Source organism: Qipengyuania vulgaris (genome assembly GCF_009827325.1).
Lineage (GTDB): Bacteria > Pseudomonadota > Alphaproteobacteria > Sphingomonadales > Sphingomonadaceae > Qipengyuania > Qipengyuania vulgaris.
In genome coordinates this window covers 380,706-399,257 of sequence record NZ_WTYC01000001.1, presented here as the reverse complement: position 1 = coordinate 399,257, position 18,552 = coordinate 380,706, and the positions used below count along the sequence as shown (strand labels likewise).

Annotated in this window: 20 protein-coding genes; 11 read left to right on the top strand and 9 right to left on the bottom strand. The window is 62.6% G+C overall.

Going from position 1 to position 18,552, the window contains the following annotated elements; all coding sequences use genetic code 11:
- The first annotated feature begins 30 nt into the window (after nt 1–30).
- From GRI69_RS02050 to GRI69_RS02030, 5 genes are all read left to right on the top strand, one after another.
- A complete protein-coding gene (locus GRI69_RS02050) occupies nt 31–783 on the top strand; it encodes a hypothetical protein (protein ID WP_160726646.1) in 753 nt (250 codons plus the stop codon).
- A gap of 196 nt (nt 784–979) precedes the next feature.
- Nucleotides 980–1,498 carry a TadE/TadG family type IV pilus assembly protein gene (locus GRI69_RS02045; protein ID WP_160726645.1) on the top strand — a complete coding sequence of 173 codons (519 nt, stop codon included), beginning with the start codon at nt 980–982 and terminating at the stop codon, nt 1,496–1,498.
- Nucleotides 1,499–1,527: 29 nt separating this feature from the next.
- Nucleotides 1,528–2,505, top strand: coding sequence for a vWA domain-containing protein (locus GRI69_RS02040; protein WP_160726644.1), 978 nt, complete (start codon nt 1,528–1,530; stop codon nt 2,503–2,505).
- Complete coding sequence (locus tag GRI69_RS02035) at nt 2,502–3,125, top strand: TadE/TadG family type IV pilus assembly protein (protein WP_160726643.1); 624 nt, start codon at nt 2,502–2,504, stop codon at nt 3,123–3,125. The genes GRI69_RS02040 and GRI69_RS02035 overlap by 4 nt, the downstream gene beginning before the upstream one ends.
- Nucleotides 3,126–3,127: 2 nt before the next feature.
- Entirely contained in the window at nt 3,128–3,757 is a 630-nt protein-coding gene (locus GRI69_RS02030) for a TadE/TadG family type IV pilus assembly protein (RefSeq protein WP_237452889.1), read from the top strand.
- Nucleotides 3,758–3,790: 33 nt separating this feature from the next.
- Here the strand turns inward: GRI69_RS02030 and typA are convergent, their stop codons facing one another.
- Entirely contained in the window at nt 3,791–5,611 is a 1,821-nt protein-coding gene (gene typA, locus GRI69_RS02025; protein WP_160726641.1) for a translational GTPase TypA, read from the bottom strand.
- 257 nt (nt 5,612–5,868) lie between these two features.
- Here typA and GRI69_RS02020 point away from each other — a divergent pair, with 257 nt between their 5' ends.
- Nucleotides 5,869–8,571 carry a TonB-dependent receptor gene (locus GRI69_RS02020; protein WP_160726640.1) on the top strand — a complete coding sequence of 901 codons (2,703 nt, stop codon included), beginning with the start codon at nt 5,869–5,871 and terminating at the stop codon, nt 8,569–8,571.
- A gap of 61 nt (nt 8,572–8,632) precedes the next feature.
- Here GRI69_RS02020 and GRI69_RS02015 read toward each other — a convergent pair whose 3' ends face one another.
- Complete coding sequence (locus GRI69_RS02015; RefSeq protein WP_160726639.1) at nt 8,633–11,140, bottom strand: ABC transporter permease; 2,508 nt, start codon at nt 11,138–11,140, stop codon at nt 8,633–8,635.
- Nucleotides 11,137–11,826 (bottom strand): ATP-binding cassette domain-containing protein, encoded by a 690-nt coding sequence (locus GRI69_RS02010; RefSeq protein WP_160726638.1) that lies wholly within the window; start codon nt 11,824–11,826, stop codon nt 11,137–11,139. Before GRI69_RS02010 ends, GRI69_RS02015 begins: the two co-directional genes overlap by 4 nt.
- A 47-nt stretch (nt 11,827–11,873) precedes the next feature.
- On the opposite strand from GRI69_RS02010, the gene GRI69_RS02005 reads away from it, so the two are divergent.
- Nucleotides 11,874–12,575 (top strand): arylesterase, encoded by a 702-nt coding sequence (locus tag GRI69_RS02005; RefSeq protein ID WP_202391780.1) that lies wholly within the window; start codon nt 11,874–11,876, stop codon nt 12,573–12,575.
- On the opposite strand, the gene recF is transcribed toward GRI69_RS02005, so the two are convergent.
- The gene (gene recF, locus GRI69_RS02000; protein WP_160726637.1) at nt 12,572–13,657 is read right to left on the bottom strand and encodes a DNA replication/repair protein RecF; all 1,086 of its coding nucleotides are present in this window, start codon (nt 13,655–13,657) and stop codon (nt 12,572–12,574) included. The genes GRI69_RS02005 and recF overlap by 4 nt on opposite strands.
- Before the next feature lie 229 nt (nt 13,658–13,886).
- Between recF and GRI69_RS01995 the strand changes: the two genes are divergently transcribed.
- The 3 genes from GRI69_RS01995 to GRI69_RS01985 are packed head-to-tail and all read left to right on the top strand — an operon-like array spanning nt 13,887 to nt 14,384.
- Complete coding sequence (locus tag GRI69_RS01995; RefSeq protein ID WP_160726636.1) at nt 13,887–14,006, top strand: recombination protein F; 120 nt, start codon at nt 13,887–13,889, stop codon at nt 14,004–14,006.
- A gap of 40 nt (nt 14,007–14,046) precedes the next feature.
- On the top strand, nt 14,047–14,166 hold the full coding sequence (locus GRI69_RS01990; RefSeq protein WP_160726635.1) for a recombination protein F: 120 nt from the start codon (nt 14,047–14,049) through the stop codon (nt 14,164–14,166).
- Nucleotides 14,163–14,384 carry a PspC domain-containing protein gene (locus GRI69_RS01985; RefSeq protein ID WP_160726634.1) on the top strand — a complete coding sequence of 74 codons (222 nt, stop codon included), beginning with the start codon at nt 14,163–14,165 and terminating at the stop codon, nt 14,382–14,384. The genes GRI69_RS01990 and GRI69_RS01985 overlap by 4 nt, the downstream gene beginning before the upstream one ends.
- Before the next feature lie 34 nt (nt 14,385–14,418).
- On the opposite strand, the gene GRI69_RS01980 is transcribed toward GRI69_RS01985, so the two are convergent.
- Genes GRI69_RS01980 through GRI69_RS01960 form a run of 5 tightly spaced genes read right to left on the bottom strand, consistent with a single transcriptional unit; the run spans nt 14,419 to nt 17,895 of the window.
- Nucleotides 14,419–15,201, bottom strand: coding sequence for an SDR family oxidoreductase (locus GRI69_RS01980; protein WP_160726633.1), 783 nt, complete (start codon nt 15,199–15,201; stop codon nt 14,419–14,421).
- A 2-nt stretch (nt 15,202–15,203) separates the two neighbouring features.
- Nucleotides 15,204–15,749, bottom strand: coding sequence for an NUDIX domain-containing protein (locus GRI69_RS01975; RefSeq protein ID WP_160726632.1), 546 nt, complete (start codon nt 15,747–15,749; stop codon nt 15,204–15,206).
- 2 nt (nt 15,750–15,751) lie between these two features.
- On the bottom strand, nt 15,752–16,426 hold the full coding sequence (locus GRI69_RS01970; RefSeq protein ID WP_160726631.1) for a TPM domain-containing protein: 675 nt from the start codon (nt 16,424–16,426) through the stop codon (nt 15,752–15,754).
- Complete coding sequence (locus GRI69_RS01965) at nt 16,427–17,254, bottom strand: TPM domain-containing protein (protein WP_160726630.1); 828 nt, start codon at nt 17,252–17,254, stop codon at nt 16,427–16,429.
- Nucleotides 17,255–17,274: 20 nt separating this feature from the next.
- Nucleotides 17,275–17,895 (bottom strand): LemA family protein, encoded by a 621-nt coding sequence (locus tag GRI69_RS01960; RefSeq protein ID WP_160726629.1) that lies wholly within the window; start codon nt 17,893–17,895, stop codon nt 17,275–17,277.
- A gap of 151 nt (nt 17,896–18,046) precedes the next feature.
- On the opposite strand from GRI69_RS01960, the gene mscL reads away from it, so the two are divergent.
- Nucleotides 18,047–18,520, top strand: coding sequence for a large conductance mechanosensitive channel protein MscL (gene mscL, locus GRI69_RS01955; RefSeq protein WP_160726628.1), 474 nt, complete (start codon nt 18,047–18,049; stop codon nt 18,518–18,520).
- The last annotated feature ends 32 nt before the right edge of the window (nt 18,521–18,552 follow it).

The window sequence follows — 18,552 nt, the reverse complement described above, 5'->3', positions numbered from 1 at the left end:
CAACCCCGGAGGGTGGACTAGGCAGGAGCGATGCCCGCCACCCTCATCACCTTCCTCATGGCGCTCGCCTTTTGCGCGGTGCACGTTTTCGTGGGTCGGCTGCACTGGCTCGACCGGACGCCGCGCAGCAAGTGGCTGTCCTTTGCGGGCGGGGTGGCGGTCGGATACGTCTTTCTTCACATCATGCCCGAACTCGGCGCGCATGCCGGGACGTTCGAGCGGGCGACGGGCCTGCCCGCCCAACTTGCCGAGGCGCTGGTCTATACGCTTTCGCTGGCGGGGCTCGCGCTGTTTTACGGGCTGGAGAGGGCGCTGTCTGCTTCGCGCGACACACGCAAGCAGGCGGAGGGGCGGGACCGGCCGCACCACCCGGTATTCTGGCTGCATATCGCGGCCAGCGCGCTGCTGATGGTGATGATCGCCTATCTGCTCAACCACCGCGAGGACCAGACCCCGGCGGGCCTCGTGCTGTTCTTCGCCGCCATGATGCTGCATTTCGTGACCGCCGATTTCGGCACGCGGACGCATCATCCTGAAATCTACGATGCACGCGGGCGCTGGGTGCTGGCGGGGGCGACGCTGGTCGGCTGGCTGCTGGGCGTGCTGGTGGGCCTGCCGCAGATCGCCATCGGGGGCCTGTTCGCCTTCGTCGCGGGCGGGATCGTGCTGCTGGTGCTCAAGGAAGAACTGCCGGAAGAGCGCAAGAGCTACTTCCTGCCGTTCCTCGGCGGGGTGGTCCTCTATGCCGCGCTGGTGCTGGGCGAACAATGGTCGGTGGCGTAAAGCTTTCGGTGGAGACAGCCGCGAAAGGAAGATGCGACATCACCGGTTTTCTGTGCTTTTGCTAAGCAATTCATAACCCTACCAGGCTGTTTACCCGCCGGATTTACGCTTTGGTAAGGGGATTTTCCTATCCCCGACCGTGATTTCATGCCGGGATTTACGATCTCCCGGCGTCGCAGCCGGTGGGGACGCAGCAATGATCAGGACCGGGGCCTTTCTCCGCCGTTTGGCGGACGACACCGCTGGCAACGCACTCATGCTGACGGCCGCCGCGCTGGTTCCGCTGACCATACTGGTGGGCAGCGCGGTCGATCTCAGCGTTGCCTATATGGCGCAAGCCAAGCTGCAGAACGCATGCGATTCCGCGGTGCTGGCGGGCCGGCAGTCGATGCAGGGAACGGACCTGAAAAAGGGCAACCGGGACGAAGCGCAGAAATTCTTCGACTTCAATTTCACATCGGCCAGCGCGAATGCTCGCAACGTGCGTTTCGATCTGGAGCAGAACCCCGATGACAGGCAGGAACTCGTAGCCACCGCATCGGCCGATGTCCCGACCTCGATCATGGCGATCTTCGGTTTCGAAACACTGCCGATTAGCGTTAACTGTGATGCCAAGCGCGATCAGGCGCATAACGATATCGTGCTCGTGCTGGACGTAACCGGATCGATGGCGGATGTGCCGTCTGGTGGGGTGATGCGAAGATCGTTTCCCTGAGGGACGGCGCATCCGGGCTCTACCGCGCATTGGCAGACGCCCCCAATTCGCAGACGCGTTACGGCATCGTGCCCTATTCGCACACGGTCAATGTCGGGCGCAGCCTCGTCAATCGGGATATCCTGTTGGAGCAGGAATTCGTCGGCGAGAATTGCAACGGATGGGGGTGCTGGACCACGAGCAAGACCGTCCATGTCAATCAGGAGAACTGGGGAAGCTATTCGGGAAATAGCGGCAGCAACCGTGAGCATTTCCGGAACAGCGGAGAGGCTTGCATCGAAGAACGCCCGAGCATTGGAGAAGCTGCCACGCCTGTCGAAATTCTTGATACGATCACCCGTGCCGATATCGACACCCGGGCCGGCAACGCCGCCGATACCGAACTGCAGTTCGGCCGGTATTCACCGCGTAGCCACACCAGACGATCAGCTACGACGAGCGGCGGCGTAACATTCTATAATATCAGAAACAACTGGGTGCAAATGGGCTGCCCAGCAGAGTCCACGCGCCTGCAAACCTACAGCGACGAATTCGCCTTCAACACCGCGATTTCAAGTGCGACCAGCCGAGTGACCGGGGGGACCTACCATGACATCGGCATGCTCTGGGGTGCGCGCTTCATTTCGCGGACCGGTTTCTATGCGGGCGACAACCCGACCGAGATTGGCATCATCCCCGTCAACCAGCACATCGTCTTCATGACCGATGGCGAACTCGATACTGGCGGAACTCTCTATTCGGCTCATGGCATCGAGGACTTGCAAGGGCGCACGCAGGGCTGGGGTTCGCAGGATGCGAAGCATCTCGCGCGTTTTTCCGATGCCTGCTCGGTGGCCAAGTCCATGGGCATCACGATCTGGGTCATCGCGCTGGATGTCGGAAGCACTTCCGATATCGAACCCTGCGCCACCAGCGGCGATCACTTCTTTATTAGTGACGGCAGCGATCTCGAAGAGGTCTTCGCGGCTATCGGCCAGGGGATCGGTAATCTGAGGCTCACGCGATGAGAATGAAGAGCTTTCTCGCCCGGGTGCTGAAGCGCGACACGCGCGGGGTAAGTACGGTTGAATTCGCGCTTATCTCGATCCCGTTTTTCGTGATCCTGCTGGGAGGCTCCGACCTTTCGCATCACGCCTATGTTCGATCGCAATTGCAGGGTGCGCTGGCAGACAGCGCGCGCCGTGCCAGCGTCGAGGACCCGGCTTTTGCCGCTGCCGGAACGACGCTTGAAGAGCGGATTGAAAACACGGTGAAGGAGCGGGTCGATCCGATCGCGCCGGGCGCCGAATACACCATAACCATCAGCAGTTTCTATGACTTCAGCGGTATCGGAAATCCCGAAAAGCTGCTGACGGACAACAATGGCGACGGCATTTACGACGCGGCGGAAGACGACTGCTTCGAGGATCTGAATGCCAATGGCGAGTATGATCTCGATACCGGGCGCAGTGGGGTTGGCGGCGCGAATGATGTGGTATTCTACCACGCCCGCGTGACGATGCCGCGCCTGTTCCCCGTCAGCAAACTCCTTGGAGGGTCGGGCACGATCGCCCTCGAGGCGAGCAGCGCGGTGCGTAACCAGCCCTATGCCGACCAGGCCCTGCCGCCGGTCCTGTGCGGAGTATGACGATGCGCAGATTGATCAAGGACGAACTGGCGCACGACACCGAAGGGGTGGCGATGGTGGAATTCGCCATGGTCGCGCCGGTCCTGCTGGCGCTGATACTCGGCGGGCTCGAACTGTCGAATTTCGCTCTGGCGCACATGCGCGTCAACCAGATCGCCATGACCGTGGCAGACAACGCCGGACGCATTCCCACATCCGTCGACGAGGCCAATATCTACGAGGTCTTCGCAGGGGCGGAAGTGCTAGGCGATAATCTGGAGTTCGAGGACAATGGCCGTGTCGTGCTGTCATCGCTGCAGGACAACAAAGGAAATGGTGGCAAGAAGGGCCAGATGATTCACTGGCAGCGGTGCTGGGGGGAACTCGACATCGAACCGGCCTATGGCGAACAGGGGAAGGGCCGAAGCGACAACAGTCTGTCCAAAGGCGTAGGCAAGGGCCCCAAGAAGATGACCGCCGCCGACAACACTGCAGTGATGTTCGTCGAAGTGACTTACGACTACCAGCCGCTGGTCGGTCCGAACTGGATCGCCGCCCGTCAGATCCGCCACGAAAGCGCGTTCAACGTCCGCGCCCGGCAGAATCAGGACATCGGCAATGCACAGGCGCTCGACGTACTCGACTGCGACTAGGAATTATCGCAGCCGAGTTTGCCGAGACCGGGTTTAGCCGTCCATCTTGCGCGAGTGGCGCTTGCGCTCGTGCGGATCGAGGATCGCCTTGCGCAGGCGGATGTTTTCAGGCGTCACTTCGACCATCTCGTCGTCGTCGATATAAGCGATGGCCTGTTCCAGCGTCATCACGCGGGGCGGGGTGAGGCGGATCGAATCGTCCTTGCCGGTGGAGCGGAAGTTGGTCAGCTGCTTCGACTTCATCGGGTTGACTTCGAGGTCGGCAGGCTTGGCGTTTTCGCCGATGATGATGCCTTCGTAGATCTTGGCACCGCCGCTGATGAACAGCTCGCCGCGTTCTTCCAGCATGTTGAGCGCGTAAGGGACAGCCTCACCCGACACCATCGAGATGAGCACGCCGTTCTGGCGGCCCTCGATCTTGCCGCGATAGGTATCGTACTTCTCGAACAGGCGGTTCATGATGCCCGTGCCGCGCGTGTCGGACAGGAATTCGCCGTGATAGCCGATCAGGCCGCGGCTGGGGGCGGAGAAGGTAATGCGGGTCTTGCCCTGGCCGGAGGGGCGCATTTCGGTGAGCTCTGCCTTGCGGCGCTGCATCTTTTCCACGACCGTGCCCGAATGTTCGTCGTCCACGTCGATGACGACGGTTTCGAAGGGCTCCATGCGCTGGCCGTTCTCTTCACGGAAGAGCACGCGCGGACGGCTGATGCCGAGTTCGAACCCTTCGCGGCGCATCGTTTCGATGAGCACGCCGAGCTGGAGCTCGCCGCGACCGGCAACCTCGAAGCTGTCCTTATCTTCGCTTTCGGTGATCCGGATGGCGACGTTGGTTTCCGCTTCGCGATAAAGGCGATCGCGGATCATGCGGCTGGTGACCTTGCTGCCTTCGCGGCCGGCAAGCGGGCTGTCGTTGACGGCAAAGCGCATGGCCAGCGTGGGCGGATCGATCGGCTGTGCTTCGATCGGGGTTTTTACCGAAGGATCGGCGATCGTGTTCGACACGGTTGCCTTTTCAAGCCCTGCAAGCGCGATGATGTCGCCCGCCTCTGCGCTTTCCACGGGTACCCGGTCGAGTCCGTCGAAGGACATAAGCTTGGTCGCGCGGCCGACTTCGATGATCTTGCCATCACCATCGAGCGCGTGGATCGGATCGTTGAGCTTGACCGTGCCGGACTGGACGCGGCCGGTGAGAACGCGGCCCATGAAGTTGTCACGGTCGAGCAGGGTGGCGAGGAAGCTGAACGGTGCTTCCGTATCGAGGCCCGGCGCGGGAACATGATCGATGATCAGCTTGAACAGCGGTTCGAGATCGCCTTCGCGGGCGTTCTCGTCTTCGCTGGCATAACCGTCGCGGCCCGAGGCCCAGAGGCTGGGGAAGTCGAGCTGTTCGTCGGTCGCATCGAGGCTGGCGAAGAGGTCGAACACTTCGTCGAGCACTTCCTGCGGGCGCGCATCGCTGCGGTCGATCTTGTTGACCACCACGATGGGGCGCAGGCCGAGGCCCAGCGCCTTGCCGGTGACGAACTTGGTCTGCGGCATCGGGCCTTCAGCGGAATCGACCAGCAGGATCACCCCGTCGACCATGGAGAGGATACGCTCCACCTCGGCGCCGAAGTCGGCGTGTCCGGGGGTGTCGACGATATTGATGCGCACGCCGTGCTTTTCCACGCTGGTGCACTTGGCGAGGATCGTGATCCCGCGTTCCTTTTCGAGGTCGTTCGAATCCATCGCGCGCTCTTCGACGCGCTGGTTTTCGCGGAACGTGCCCGACTGACGAAAAAGTTGATCGACCAGAGTGGTTTTGCCGTGGTCGACGTGGGCGATGATCGCCACGTTGCGAAGGTCGCGGGACATAGTAGTTGCTTTCGTAAGGATGCCGTAGCGGCGGACGCAAATCGGCCCTGCCAATTCGTGCGCGCCCCTAGCCGATATGGTGCACTGCGGCAAGCTTAGCCGTGTGTGACTCGAAAACCACAGTTGAGGTTTCGCTGTCGATAGCAGCGGCTAAACCCTTGAGAGCAGGGGGCGGACCAAATAATCCGCATACGTCTGCGTGGTTTGGGGACTGCATGTCAGGCCAAGATACGCATCGTTTGAGAGGACGCCTTAATATGAAATTTTCTGCTTTCGGTCGCGCCGCGACCGTTCGTTCCGCCCTGCTGGTCGGCACCGCCGCCCTCGTCGTGCCTTCGGTGGCATCGGCACAGGAAGAAGGTCAGGAACAGGCCGCCGAATACGATACCGCCGAAGAACAGGCGGAAAGCCCCGATCCGAACATCATCGTCGTCACCGCCACCAAGCGCGAACAGACGCTGCAGGAAGTCCCCGTCGCCGTCAGCGTGACCACGGCCGAAACGATCGAGCGTGCGCAGATCCGCGACATCGCCGACCTGGCGACGGTCGTTCCCTCGCTCCGCGTCAGCCAGCTGCAGAGCGCTTTTGCGACCAGCTATTCGATCCGCGGCTTCGGCACGGACGGCAACAACATCGGCCTCGAACCGTCGGTCGCCATGTTCGTCGACGGCGTCTATCGCAGCCGTGCGGTTTCGCAGATTTCCGACCTTCCGGACATCCAGCGCGTCGAAGTCCTGCGCGGTCCTCAGTCGACACTGTTCGGCAAGAACGCCAGCGCGGGCGTCATCTCGATCGTGACCAAGGAACCGTCCTTCGACTTCGAAGGCATGGTCGAAGCGAGCTACGGCAATTACGATGCCAAGGTCGTGAAGGGCTATATCACCGGCCCGATCACCGACTCGGTCGCCTTCAGCGCAGGCGCAGGCTGGAACAACCGCGATGGTTACCTGACCAATGGGGTCAACGGCCAGGACGTCAACGATCGCAACCGCTGGTTCACCCGCGGTCAGCTGTTGTTCGACAATGGCGGCCCGTTCACCGCCCGCATCATCGGCGACTACGACAAGATCGAAGAGCGTTGCTGCGGTGTCGTCAACGTCCGTCCCTCGGCGGAAATCGGCGCGATCCAGCTGCTCGGCGGACAGGTCAACGACTTCCGCGATAATCCCGATGGCGACGTGATCTTCACCGATGTCGATCCGATCAACGAGATCGAGAACTACGGTATCTCGGGTCATCTCGACTACGAACTGGGCCCGGTGACGCTGACCTCGATCACCTCCTATCGCGAAACCTCGCTGATGGCGGATCAGGACGTCGACTTCACCAGCCTCAACGCGGTGACCGGCGCCAACATCGGTGACGCCGCGATTGACACATTCACGCAGGAACTGCGCGTTGCGTCGGATTTCGACGGCCCGCTCAACTTCCTGCTCGGCGGCTATTATTTCGACGAGACCGTCGACACGTCGGACCAGATCGTTTTCGGCGAAGACTTCCGCGACTATGCCAACCTGCTGCTGCAAGGCGCAACCGGCGGCACGCAGACCGTCGATTCGCTTGAAGCGACGCTTTCCGCACTGAACGGCACGGATTACACCGGCCAGTTCTTCGCCGAGGGGCAGGGCTTCTTCAACAACATCGTGCAGGACAACGAAGCCTATTCGATCTTCGGCAACGTGGACTTCGCCTTTACCGATCGTCTCGTGCTGACGCTGGGTGCGAACTACACCAAGGACAAGAAGCAGATCGTGACCAATTCGACGAGCACCGACGTGTTCTCGAACGTCGATCTGGTGGCCACAGGTAACCGCGCAATCTTTGCGCAGGGTCTCGCTGACCAGATTGGCGGCTTGCTGATGTTGGGACGTCCTGCGACACAGGCGGAAATCGGTGCTTTCGCTGCGGGAAATCCCGCTGCGTTTGGACAGGTTTCGGCTGGCGTACAGGCCTTTGCCGATGCCAACGATACCAACCGGGCTGTGAACCCGCTATTGGCGCTCACCCCGCTCCAGTTCCTGCCGCCGTTGCAGAACTGCCCGAACGCAGTCGAAGATTGCGCGACGGATGACGATGACTGGAGCTACAGCGTACGACTTGCCTACGAAGTCACGCCGACGCTCAATGTCTATGCAAGCTGGGCGACCGGCTACAAGGCGCCGAGTTTCAACCTTTCGCGTGACAGTCGTCCGCTGCCGGGCGATTTCGCCCAGTTGCAGGCGCAGGGCCTTGCGGTAACCAACCTCCGTCCCGGCACGCGCTTCGCTGAAGCAGAGAACTCCGAAGTCTTCGAAATCGGCATCAAGGGCAATTGGGACTACGCGGCCGCGAACCTCACGGTCTTCCAGCAGAACATCAAGGATTTCCAGGCGAATACCTTCACCGGTACGTCGTTCATCCTTTCGAATGCCGGCAAGCAGGAAACCTTCGGCATCGAGTTCGACGGCAACGTCCGCCCGACCGACTCGCTGACGCTGAATGTCGCGATGACCTATCTCGACCCGATCTACGACAGCTTCGAGAATTCGCCTGTGGGCGACCTCTCGGGCGTCCAGGTTGCGGGTGTGCCGGAACTGTCGGCAGTCTTCGGTGCGACCTACAACCGGGAAATCAACGACGCGGGCGACCGTATCATCCTGCGCGGCGATTTCTCCTACCAGTCGCCGGTGCAGGTGCTGAACGGCCTGACGAACTACATCGTCACGGATCCGGTCACGGGCGAGCGTGATTTCGAACCGGCCCGCGATGCGGCGCTGCCGTTCACCCGCGAAGTGAACAGCCTCAACGCCTCCATCACCTACGCGATGGATATGGGTCTGGAGCTTACGCTGTGGGGCCGCAACCTGCTCGACGACCGGTACATCACCACGATCTTCCCGGCGGTTGCCCAGGGCCAGGCGATTTCGGGCTACCCGAACCAGCCGCGCACCTACGGCGTCGCCGCGAAGTTCAAGTTCTGATCCGAAAGATCAGATCGGAAATGGGGAAGGGGGCTTTCGGGCCCCCTTTTTCGTGTCCCGACTAAAGCGCTCGCAATGCCTGTGCAGGCTTCGCACGTAGCAGCGGCAGCGATCCGCCAACGGCGAAGATCAGCACCACCGCCAGCCCCATGCCCAGCACTGCGAAGACTTCGCCCCAATCGGGCAGCCAGTCGAACTCGAACAGCTGCGTCACAACCAGCCACGCGGTCAGGCTGCCAAGGCCGAGCGCTACAATTGCAAGTGCCCCTGCCAGCAAGGCATATTCGGCCAATTGCATCGTCAGCACCTGCCTCCGGTCCGCGCCCAGCACGCGCAGGACCACCGTGTCGTAGGTACGCGAGGCGCGTGCGGCGGCAATGGCGCCCAGCAGTACGGCAAGCCCTGCCAGCACCGCAACGCTCGCAGCGGCCAGCGTTGCCAGGCCAACCTGTTCGAGGATCGTGCGCGCCTGTTGCAGGACACCGCCGACCTCGATCACCGAGGTCGAGGGGAATTCGCGCACGAGGGACTGCAGCAGCGGACCGGTGGGCGTACCTTCTGATAGCTCGATGGTCGCCGCCAGATTGTGCGGGGTGTCGCGCAGGGCATTCGGGCTGAGCACGAACACATAGTTGAAGCCCATGCTTTCCCAGTCGATGCGCCGGGTGTTGGCGATGCGGGTTTCGATCTCTGCGCCCAGCACGCCGAAGGTCAGCTTGTCGCCGATTTCGAGGCCCGCGGCTTCGGCGAATTCCTCGTCCACCGATACCAGTGGTTCCCCTTGGTACATCGGGCCCCACCAACTGCCATCGGTCAGTTCGTTGCCTGCCGGTACCTCTTCGGCATAGGTCAGGCCGCGCTCGCCCCGCAGCGCCCAGGCGCCGTCCGGAATGTCTTCGAGGGTGGAGGTGCGGGTCATGTTCCCGTCCGACCCGAAAGCCAGCACGGCACCGCGCAAAGCGGCCACGGTGCGGATTTGCGCCTCGTTGTCGGTAGCTTCCACCACCGCGCGGAAATCGGCCTCGCGATCGCGGGGCACGTCGAGCACGAAGTAATCCGGGGCCTGCTCGGGTACACGGCTTTCGATATTGCCGTCGATCGAACTCTGGATCGCGGCGAGGAGGACGAAGGCGGCAAGGCCGAAGCCCAATGCAGTGACCAGCGCACCCGTGCTCGAACCGGGCCGGTAGATATTGGCGAGGGCCGCGCGCGCGATCGGACTGGCGGGGCGGGGCAGGGCGGCCGCGCCCTTGCGGATCAGCCAGCCGAGCAGCGCCAGCAGGCCCAGCACGACGGCTGCACCGGCGAGGAAGCCAGCGGCGAGCATGGGACGGCTCGATGTCAGAAGAGCGAGCGCGACGATGGCGGCCAACCCTGCGACCACGACCAGAATTGCCGATCTGTCGCGAGCCAGCGGCGCGACCCGCGCACGCATGAGCGCCATGGCCGGAAAGTTCCGTGCGCGCATCAGCGGAGGCGCGGCGAAGACGAGCGCGACCAGCAGTCCGTAAGCGGCTGCGAGCAGGAGAGCGCCGGGATCGAAAACGAACCCTGCGTCGACCGGCAGCAAGCCTTCCAGCGCGGAGGCCAGCAGCGGGACGGTCGCCACGCCCACTGCCAGACCGGCCAGCGATCCGACTGCGGAAGCCGCGAATATCTGCAGTGCATATATCCGCGCGATATCGCGGCTGTCCGCGCCCAATACCTTGAAGGTCGCCACCGATTGCCGCCTCGCGTCGAGATAGGACGAGACACCGCCGCCGATCCCGATCCCCGCAATCACCAGCGCCGCGAGACCGACGAGCGTCAGGAATTCGCTCATCCGTTCGACAAAGCGGTCGGTGCCCGGCGCGGCGCGTTCGGCGGTGTCGATATCGAACCCGGCGTCGGGAAAGCGCGCTTCGAGGTCTTCCTCCACCTGTTCGAGGTCGGTGGGGGTGGAAAACGCGACGCGGGTCTTGCTCTGATACATCGCACCCGGTGCCAGCAGGCCCGCGCGCTGCGGCACGTCTTCGGCGACGATGATCGTCGGGCCGAGCTGGAAGCCTTCACCCAGACGGTCGGGCTCATCATCGATAATCCCTTCGACGACCAGCGTTTCGGTCCCGACGGCGATACTGTCGCCCTCGCCTACGCCCAGCCTGTCCGCTGCGCCCGGGGCGAGATAGGCCTGGTTGCCACTGGGCGCACCCACTTCACGGTCACCCTCCAGCGTCAGCGTGCCGTATAACGGATAGGCGCTGTCGACGGCCTTCAGTTCGATAGGCGCTGCGATATCGTCCTTGCGCGCCATGGCCTGCAGGCGGGTACCGGCAGAGACGGTCCCGAGTTCTTCCAGCGCGCTGCGCTCCTCATCGTTGAGCGAGCGCTGCCACAGTTCGATCTGGAGATCCCCGCCAAGGAAGGCCTGACCATTCGCCGACAGTTCGCGCTCGATGGCTGCGGTCAGCGAGCCGATTGCCGCAAGGGCAGCGGTGCCGAGGAAGATGCATACCAGGAGAAGCCGCAGCCCCTTGAAGCGTGTATTGAGATCGCGGCGCGCAATCCGCCAGGCCGTACCCCAGCTCATGCGGAGGTGTCGCTGGCAATGCGGCCGTCGCCCAGCGTCAGCACCCGCTCGCAGTGATCTGCCAGTTCCGGGTCATGCGTGATCACCAGCAGGGTCGCGCCCGTTTCCGCGCGGCGTTTGAAAAGCAGTTCCACGATTTCGTGGCCGGTCGCGGCGTCGAGATTGCCGGTTGGTTCATCGGCAAAGATCAGGTCGGGGCGGGGCGCGGTGGCGCGGGCGATGGCGACGCGCTGCTGTTCGCCGCCGGAAAGCTGCTGCGGATAATGTTCCAGCCGGTGCCCGAGGCCGACGGCCTCAAGTTCGGCCTTCGCCCGGACCTGTGCATCGCTTTCACCGGCAAGCTCCATCGGCGTGGCGACGTTTTCGAGTGCGGTCATCGTCGGCAGCAGGTGGAAGGCCTGGAGCACGATGCCGATCCGCCCGCGGCGGGCCCGGGCCAGTTCGTCTTCGTCCAGCGTGGCGAAGTTCTGCCCCGCGATCTGCAACGTGCCCGAACTGGCACGTTCCAGTCCCGACAGCACCGCCATGAGCGAGCTCTTGCCGGAGCCGGACGGGCCAAGCAACGCCACGGTTTCCCCGGCCTTGATGGTAAGGTCGAGGCCCTTGAGGATTTCTACCGGTGCTTCGGAGGAGCCGAGGGTGAGGCGCAGGTCGCGCGCGATGATCGCATCTTGAGAAGTTGTCACATGGCTGCGATGGCAGAAGCGCCATATCCACACAAGGAAGTCCGCCGATGCGCCTCAGTAGTTTGTCGATACCCCTGCTCGCCCTTTCGCTCGCCGCTTGCGGAAGCGAGGCGGAGGATGCGGAGATCGCGGATGCTCCCTCCAGCGAAACCGCGGCACCCGAGGATATTGCGGTGGAGGGAGAGGAGCGGCGCATCCTTGCGTTCGGCGACAGCCTGTTCGCGGGATACAATCTCGCCGAACACGAGGGGTATCCGGAACGGCTGGAACGGGCACTGCGGCAGCAGGGCATCAATGCCCGCGTGGTCGATGCGGGCGTATCGGGTGACACGAGCGCAGCCGGGCGCCAACGGTTGGGTTTCGTGCTCGACCAGCAGGCGGAAAAGCCCGATCTCGTCCTGCTCGAACTGGGGGGCAACGATATGCTGCGGGGTATCCAGCCTGCCGATACGCGGGCCAACTTCGAAGAAATGCTTGAGGAATTGAAGAGCCGCGAGATACCGGTCCTGCTGATGGGAATGCGCGCGCCGCCGAATTACGGCCCCGAATACCAGCAGCAGTTCGACGGACTCTATGGCGAACTGGCCAGCGAATATGATGCGCAGCTGGTGCCCTTCTGGCTGGAAAGCATCTACCAGAACCCCTCGCTTTTCCAGTCGGACCGCATCCACCCGACGGCGGAAGGGATCGATGCGCTGGTGGCCGATACGCTGGACGAGGTTCAGGCAGCTCTGCCCGACGAGGGCTAGGCGGGATCGACCGTTCCGCCTGACACGCGCCAGATCGCCGCATCACCGGCGATACTGTCGAATGGCGCGATTTCCGTCCCGGTCATCCATACCTGCGCACCGCTGGCGGATAGCTGTTCGAACAGCGCCGTGCGGCGCACCGGATCGAGATGCGCGGCAACTTCGTCGAGCAGAAGCACGCCCGCGCGTCCCTGTGCCGCCAGCGCGGCATGAGCGAGGGTGATCGCCACCAGCATGGCCTTCTGTTCGCCGGTCGAACTCTGCGCTGCAGCTACGCGCTTGGCCGCATGGATAACTTCCAGCTCGTCGCGATGCGGGCCGGCAAGCGTGCGCTGGGCGGCGCGGTCGCCCCTGCGGCCCTCGAACAGCGCCTGTGAAAGCGCCTCTGCACTATCGGCACCGCCCGGCGCATAGGTGATGGCGGGGCGGGCGAAGGGTTCGCTCGGCATATGCGCGATCCGCGCCATCAGCGTATCGACCAGCGCTGCGCGGCCCGCGATCAGGCGGCCGCCATGTTCCACCATCTGCGCTTCGATGGCATCGAGCCACGCACCTTCGGGGATGCGCTCGTCCGAAAGCAGGCGATTGCGTTCACGAAGCGCGCTTTCATAGCGAGCCGCGTGCTGCGCATGGGCGGGATCGAGGGCGAGGGCCATACGGTCGAGGAAGCGGCGGCGGTCGGCAGATGGGCCGGTGAAGAGCCCGTCCATTGCCGGGGTGAGCCATGTGAGCGCAATCCATTCGCCCAGCGCGGTGGCCGTGTTGTCGGCCCCGTTGATGCGGATGCGGCGTCGCCCGGGATGGGGACTCTCGCAATAGGTGGCGAGGCGAAGGGGTTCGTCACCCATATCGCCTGCAGTCAGGCTTGCGCCGACGCCGAAACCGGCACCAGCACCATGCATGACGATCTCCGCCAGATTGGCCCGTCTCAGCCCGCGGCCCGGAGCGAGCAGGGAAATCGCTTCGAGCACGTTGGTCTTGCCCGCACCATTGTCGCCGACGAGCAGGTTGAAGCGCGAAGTGCCGACCAGATCGGTGGCTTCGTGGTTGCGAAAACGGCTGAGGGAAATGCGGTCAAGCATGGAGGCGCAACCCCTAGCGATAGCGAGTGAAGCTCACCAGCCGAAACGCCAAATCCAAATGTTGGGAAAAATCACCAACCTTTCGGATAGGTGAACGAAGCCGAAGCTCTCGGTTAAGTTTGGAATGGCTGAATTCGGCCGTTTTTCAAGTTTGGCACGCCCGTTGCAAGGCTGTTTGTGTTCGCCGGATGGTCCGACGAACCAGTCAAGGTTCAAGGGAATTATCACAATGTCTGCTTTCGAATTTGCCAGCAACAAAGCTCTCGCCGCCGTTTTCGCCATCGGCGCATCGGCGATCATGATGGCTTACGCAATCGTCCCCGCTTCGCCCGCCGGCCTGCTGGCCTAAGGCATCCGCAGCCACTCAAGTCTCTGAAAGGAAGGTTCTCATGTTCGATATCGAAAAGTCCGGCGGCAAGATTCTCGCAGCCGTATTCTCGCTGGCCGTCTCGGCGGTGTTCTTCGCCACGGCCATCATCCCCGCAACCCCCGGTGGAGTTCTGGTATGAGCCAGCTCAAATTTCGCGACGATGACAATGCCGTAAAGCCGAGTGGCGGGTTCCGCCTCGATCGCCAGAACGGCAAGCTGATGGGCGTCTGCGCCGGGATCGGCCGCCACTTCGGGATTGATACCACGCTGGTCCGCGTCGGCTTCGTGCTCGGAACACTGCTCGGCTTCGGCAGCTTCATCCTGATCTACCTCGGCATCGCGCTGATCGCCGATTGAACCGGGACGCGGGGGCAATGCCGCGTCCCAATTTCTACATGGCCGAGATACCGCCGTCGAGCTTGAGCTCCGCACCGGTCATGAATTTGCTCTCGTCGCTGGCGAGATAGACCACCGCATTCGCGATGTCGTCTGGCTCCCCCACTTTCCGCAAGGGTATCTGACGGGCGAGCTTTTCCAGCAATATCCCCTTGTCGAGGCTATGCGCCTTCGCCGTCCCGTCGAGGATCGGCGTGTCGACGAAGGTCGGATGGACCGAGTTGCAGCGGATATCCATATTGTTCTTCGCGCAGTGCAGCGCAATCGACTTTGACAGCATCCACACGGCCGCCTTGCTCGAATTGTAGGCGGGCATAGTGTCGCTGGCGATCAGTCCGGCGATGCTGGAAATGTTGATGATCGATCCCGGCGCATGTTCGCGCATCAGGGGCAGGGCTTTCTGGCAGCCGTGGAAGATGGAATCGACGTTGACCGAAAAACAGCGTTTCCAGTCTTCGAAGTCGCAGGTCTCGATATTCCCTGCCACGCCGATCCCGGCATTGTTTACAAGCACGTTGAGCCCGCCGAGATGTTCCCGTGCGGCATCGACTGCCGCTTCCCAGTCAGAAGGATCGGTAACATTGTGCGAAACAGCGAATGCAACCTCCCGATCAAGCGCTTCATTGACAAGCCTCGCGGTGTCTGCGGCGCCGTCTCCGTTGATATCGGTGCACAGCACTCGTGCGCCTTCTTCGGCGAGCCTGCGGGCATGCGCGGCGCCAAGCCCCTGGGCGGCGCCGGTCACCAGCGCCAGCTTTCCTTCGCAGCGGCCTGCCATACTCACTCTCCCTCGATAATGCCTTGCCCGAGCAGCAGGAGCATACGCACGTCCACGCCGCAACCTGCCTTTCGCTTTTCGTCGAGAAAGCGCGGTAATACGGTGCGGGGAACGCGGTGGACAGTGATATTCTCACCTTCGACCCCGCCGCCATCGCCGACCTTCGTCAGGCCGCGTGCGCGTACAAGCGTGAAACTTTCGCTGACCATTCCGGGGGAGGAATAGAAACAGCCCATGTCCTCGAGCCGATCGGCGCGGTAGCCGGTTTCTTCCTCCAGTTCGCGCCCTGCGGCGGCCAGCGGATCCTCGTCGGCGGCGCTATCGTCATCCCCGATCAAGCCTGCGGGCAGTTCAATACAGCTACGCCCCAGCGGAACGCGATATTGTTCGACCAGAAGGACGTGATCCTCCTCGTCAATCGCGAGGATTACCGCCGCCCGGATTCCCCGGCTGCGCGACACATATTCCCAGCGCCCACGCTTTTTCGCCGTGACGAAACGGCCCTGCCACATCACCTCTTCAGGTGCATCGTGATCGGGAACAGCCACGGTCAGACTTCGATAAGCCGGTCGGGCAGCTCGTTCTCGTCATATTTGTCGCGCGGGAAATGCTCCGTCAGGACCAGACCCACGTCGCGCACGCCGGCTGCCAGTCCGTCCGCGATACGGTCGCGGCTGACTTCGGCCAGCATGTCGGCCATGGCTTCACCCCAGATTTCGGCGTGGACCCGCTCTGCGATGGGTTCGTCGGCCACGATCTCTGCGCGGTGTTCGCGCATCGAGAGGTAAAGCATCACACCCGTACGGCCATGCGTTCGCCGTTCCGCACCGATCTTGAAGTTGCGGACCGCCGCCTCGCGCACACGTTGCTGTTTGATGGGGCCGGGAATGAGGGCGAATTTGAGCGGCTGCCAAAGCTGGATGGCAAGCACCCCGAAGAATTTTACCAGGCCCAGCGCAAGCACGAGGGTCAGTACCTGCCCCTGCGTCCATTCGACGGTCCAACCGCCTGCCAGCCAGTCGAACCAGCCGAGGAAGAATTCGGGAAAGGCAGCGAATATGCTCATTGCGGTGAAGCTGGCACCGATGGCCCACCACAGCGCGATATCGGTATAGCCGTCGGACCGGTCGGCCAGAACGGTGACGATTTCGCCGCTGGTCGTACCTTCGGCCGCCGCGACCGCATCGCTGACGATCTTGTGCTGTGCTTCGTCCAGATAACCCATTTACCAGCCCCCCGAAGCGCCGCCGCCACCGAAACTGCCGCCGCCACCGGAGAACCCGCCGAAGCCGCCGCCACCAAAGCCGCCGCCGCCACCGCCGCCCCAGCCATCGGAATCGATGCCGCGCGCGATCGCCTTGCCCGCTTCCCACAGGATGATGTCCCTTGCCGCATTGCCCCAAGGGCCGCGGCGATAGCGCCTGCGGCGACCACGTCCGCTGAACATCGGCAGGATGAAGAAGAAGACGATGAAGGCGAGCCAGATCAGCCCGCCGATGGGAAATCCGCTGTCCTTGCTCTCGCGCTGCTGCTCGGATGCCTGGGCGACCTGCGCCGCTTCTTCGGGCGGGAGCTCGAGCTGGCGGATGATCTGGTCGGCGCCCCAGCTGATACCGCCCGAATAATCGCCTTCACGGAAAAAGGGCTTCATGCCTTCGACATATTCAAAGGCGAGCCCGTCGGGGATGATGCCTTCGAGCCCATAACCGACCTCGACGCGCATCTGCCGTTCATTCGGGGCGACAAGCAGGATGATCCCGTCATCGTTCTCGGCATCGCCCAGCTGCCAGTTGCGGCCGAGCTGATAACCGTATTCGGCGATATCGTATCCCTGCAGGTCGGGCACGGTCGCAACGACGAACTGGCGCTGGTTGCGCGCTTCGAACTCGGTGAGCTTGCGCGTCAATTCGGCTTCGGTCGCCTCGTCGATGATATTGGCTTCATCAACGACCGGCGCAGTGCCGCGTTCTGGGAATGCCGGTTGCGCCAACGCAGGCGACCCGAGGCCGAACGCGGCCGCCAGAAGCAGCAGAAGGCCGGGGATGCGGTTCATGATCGCGCCTCCCGCGCGCTTCAGTTGGCTTCGGCGTTGCTGCGCATGTCGAGCTGCGGCGCAGTTTCCGCGCCTTCGCTGACGGCTTCGTAAGGCACCAGCGGTTCCGCACCATGGATGATGTTCGCGCCGATCGTGTCGGGGAAGGTGCGGATTGTGGTGTTATATTGGCGAACCGCTTCGTTATAGTCGCGAATGGCGACCGCGATGCGGTTTTCACTGCCTTCCAGCTGCGTCATGAAGCGACCGAAATTGTCCTGGCTGCGCAGTTCTGGATAGCGTTCGACCGAAACGAGTAGTCGGCTGAGTGCACCGCCCAACTGGTTCTGCGCCTGCTGGTATTGCTGCATCCTGGCGGGATCGTTGAGATCGCCTTCGCCAAGCTGGATTTCGGGCCGTGTCGCCGAAGCGCGCGCCTCGATCACCTCGTTGAGCGTCTGGCGCTCCTGCTCGGCGGAGGACATCACGATCTGTTCGAGGTTGGGAATCAGGTTGGCGCGGCGCTGGAACTGCGCTTCCACATCGGCCCACTTGGCCTTGGCGTTTTCTTCTGCGGCAGGGACGGAGTTGATCCCGCAGGCTGAAAGGGCAAGCGCAATTGCGCCCAGCAGGAAGGTGCGAATGGCGAAGATACGGTTCATGTCGGCAATTCCCCTTGAACAACCTGAATGCGAAACTGTCTTATCCAGATAGCACGGCTGCGCGGGCTTTCAAGCGAAGCGGACTTGAGAGCGCACATTTGTCATGCCAGTAAGGAAACCAGGGTCAACCGGATTGCTGGAGGGATAGCACGTGCTCAAGGATTTCAAGGCCTTCATCGCGAAGGGCAATGTCATGGATTTGGCCGTTGCGGTGATCATCGGCGCGGCTTTCGGCGCAATCGTCAAGTCGCTGACCGACGAGATCATCATGCCGCTTATCGGCGCGATCTTCGGCGGGGCGGATTTCTCGCGCTATTTCATCCTGCTCGACGTGCCCGAAGGGTACCAGGGCCCGATGGACGATTATGCCGCGCTCCAGGAAGCCGGCGCGGCGATGATCGGCTATGGCAGCTTCATTACTGCGGTGATCAACTTCCTGATCCTGGCGTTCATCGTCTTCCTGCTGGTGCGTTATGCCAAGCGCGTGATGGCGGAATTCGAGGACAAGCCCGAAGAGGTCGTGACGCCTCCCGGTCCGAGCGAAGTCGATCTCCTCAAGGAAATTCGCGACGAATTGCGCGCCGCGCGACCCGACTATGCGCCAGAGAAAGGCCCTATGGGATAGGAATGCTCCCATTTGCCTTTGCGGCAGAGCGA

Excerpts from the sequence above, each read along its gene's own strand:
- GRI69_RS02050 (WP_160726646.1), top strand. The coding sequence starts at position 31 with ATGCCCGCCACCCTCATCACCTTCCTCATGGCGCTCGCCTTTTGCGCG.
- GRI69_RS02045 (WP_160726645.1), top strand. The coding sequence starts at position 980 with ATGATCAGGACCGGGGCCTTTCTCCGCCGTTTGGCGGACGACACCGCT.
- GRI69_RS02035 (WP_160726643.1), top strand. The coding sequence starts at position 2,502 with ATGAGAATGAAGAGCTTTCTCGCCCGGGTGCTGAAGCGCGACACGCGC.
- GRI69_RS02030 (WP_237452889.1), top strand. The coding sequence starts at position 3,128 with ATGCGCAGATTGATCAAGGACGAACTGGCGCACGACACCGAAGGGGTG.
- typA (WP_160726641.1), bottom strand. The coding sequence starts at position 5,611 with ATGTCCCGCGACCTTCGCAACGTGGCGATCATCGCCCACGTCGACCAC.
- GRI69_RS02020 (WP_160726640.1), top strand. The coding sequence starts at position 5,869 with ATGAAATTTTCTGCTTTCGGTCGCGCCGCGACCGTTCGTTCCGCCCTG.
- GRI69_RS02015 (WP_160726639.1), bottom strand. The coding sequence starts at position 11,140 with ATGAGCTGGGGTACGGCCTGGCGGATTGCGCGCCGCGATCTCAATACA.
- GRI69_RS02005 (WP_202391780.1), top strand. The coding sequence starts at position 11,874 with ATGCGCCTCAGTAGTTTGTCGATACCCCTGCTCGCCCTTTCGCTCGCC.
- recF (WP_160726637.1), bottom strand. The coding sequence starts at position 13,657 with ATGCTTGACCGCATTTCCCTCAGCCGTTTTCGCAACCACGAAGCCACC.
- GRI69_RS01995 (WP_160726636.1), top strand. The coding sequence starts at position 13,887 with ATGTCTGCTTTCGAATTTGCCAGCAACAAAGCTCTCGCCGCCGTTTTC.
- GRI69_RS01990 (WP_160726635.1), top strand. The coding sequence starts at position 14,047 with ATGTTCGATATCGAAAAGTCCGGCGGCAAGATTCTCGCAGCCGTATTC.
- GRI69_RS01985 (WP_160726634.1), top strand. The coding sequence starts at position 14,163 with ATGAGCCAGCTCAAATTTCGCGACGATGACAATGCCGTAAAGCCGAGT.
- GRI69_RS01980 (WP_160726633.1), bottom strand. The coding sequence starts at position 15,201 with ATGGCAGGCCGCTGCGAAGGAAAGCTGGCGCTGGTGACCGGCGCCGCC.
- GRI69_RS01970 (WP_160726631.1), bottom strand. The coding sequence starts at position 16,426 with ATGGGTTATCTGGACGAAGCACAGCACAAGATCGTCAGCGATGCGGTC.
- GRI69_RS01965 (WP_160726630.1), bottom strand. The coding sequence starts at position 17,254 with ATGAACCGCATCCCCGGCCTTCTGCTGCTTCTGGCGGCCGCGTTCGGC.
- GRI69_RS01960 (WP_160726629.1), bottom strand. The coding sequence starts at position 17,895 with ATGAACCGTATCTTCGCCATTCGCACCTTCCTGCTGGGCGCAATTGCG.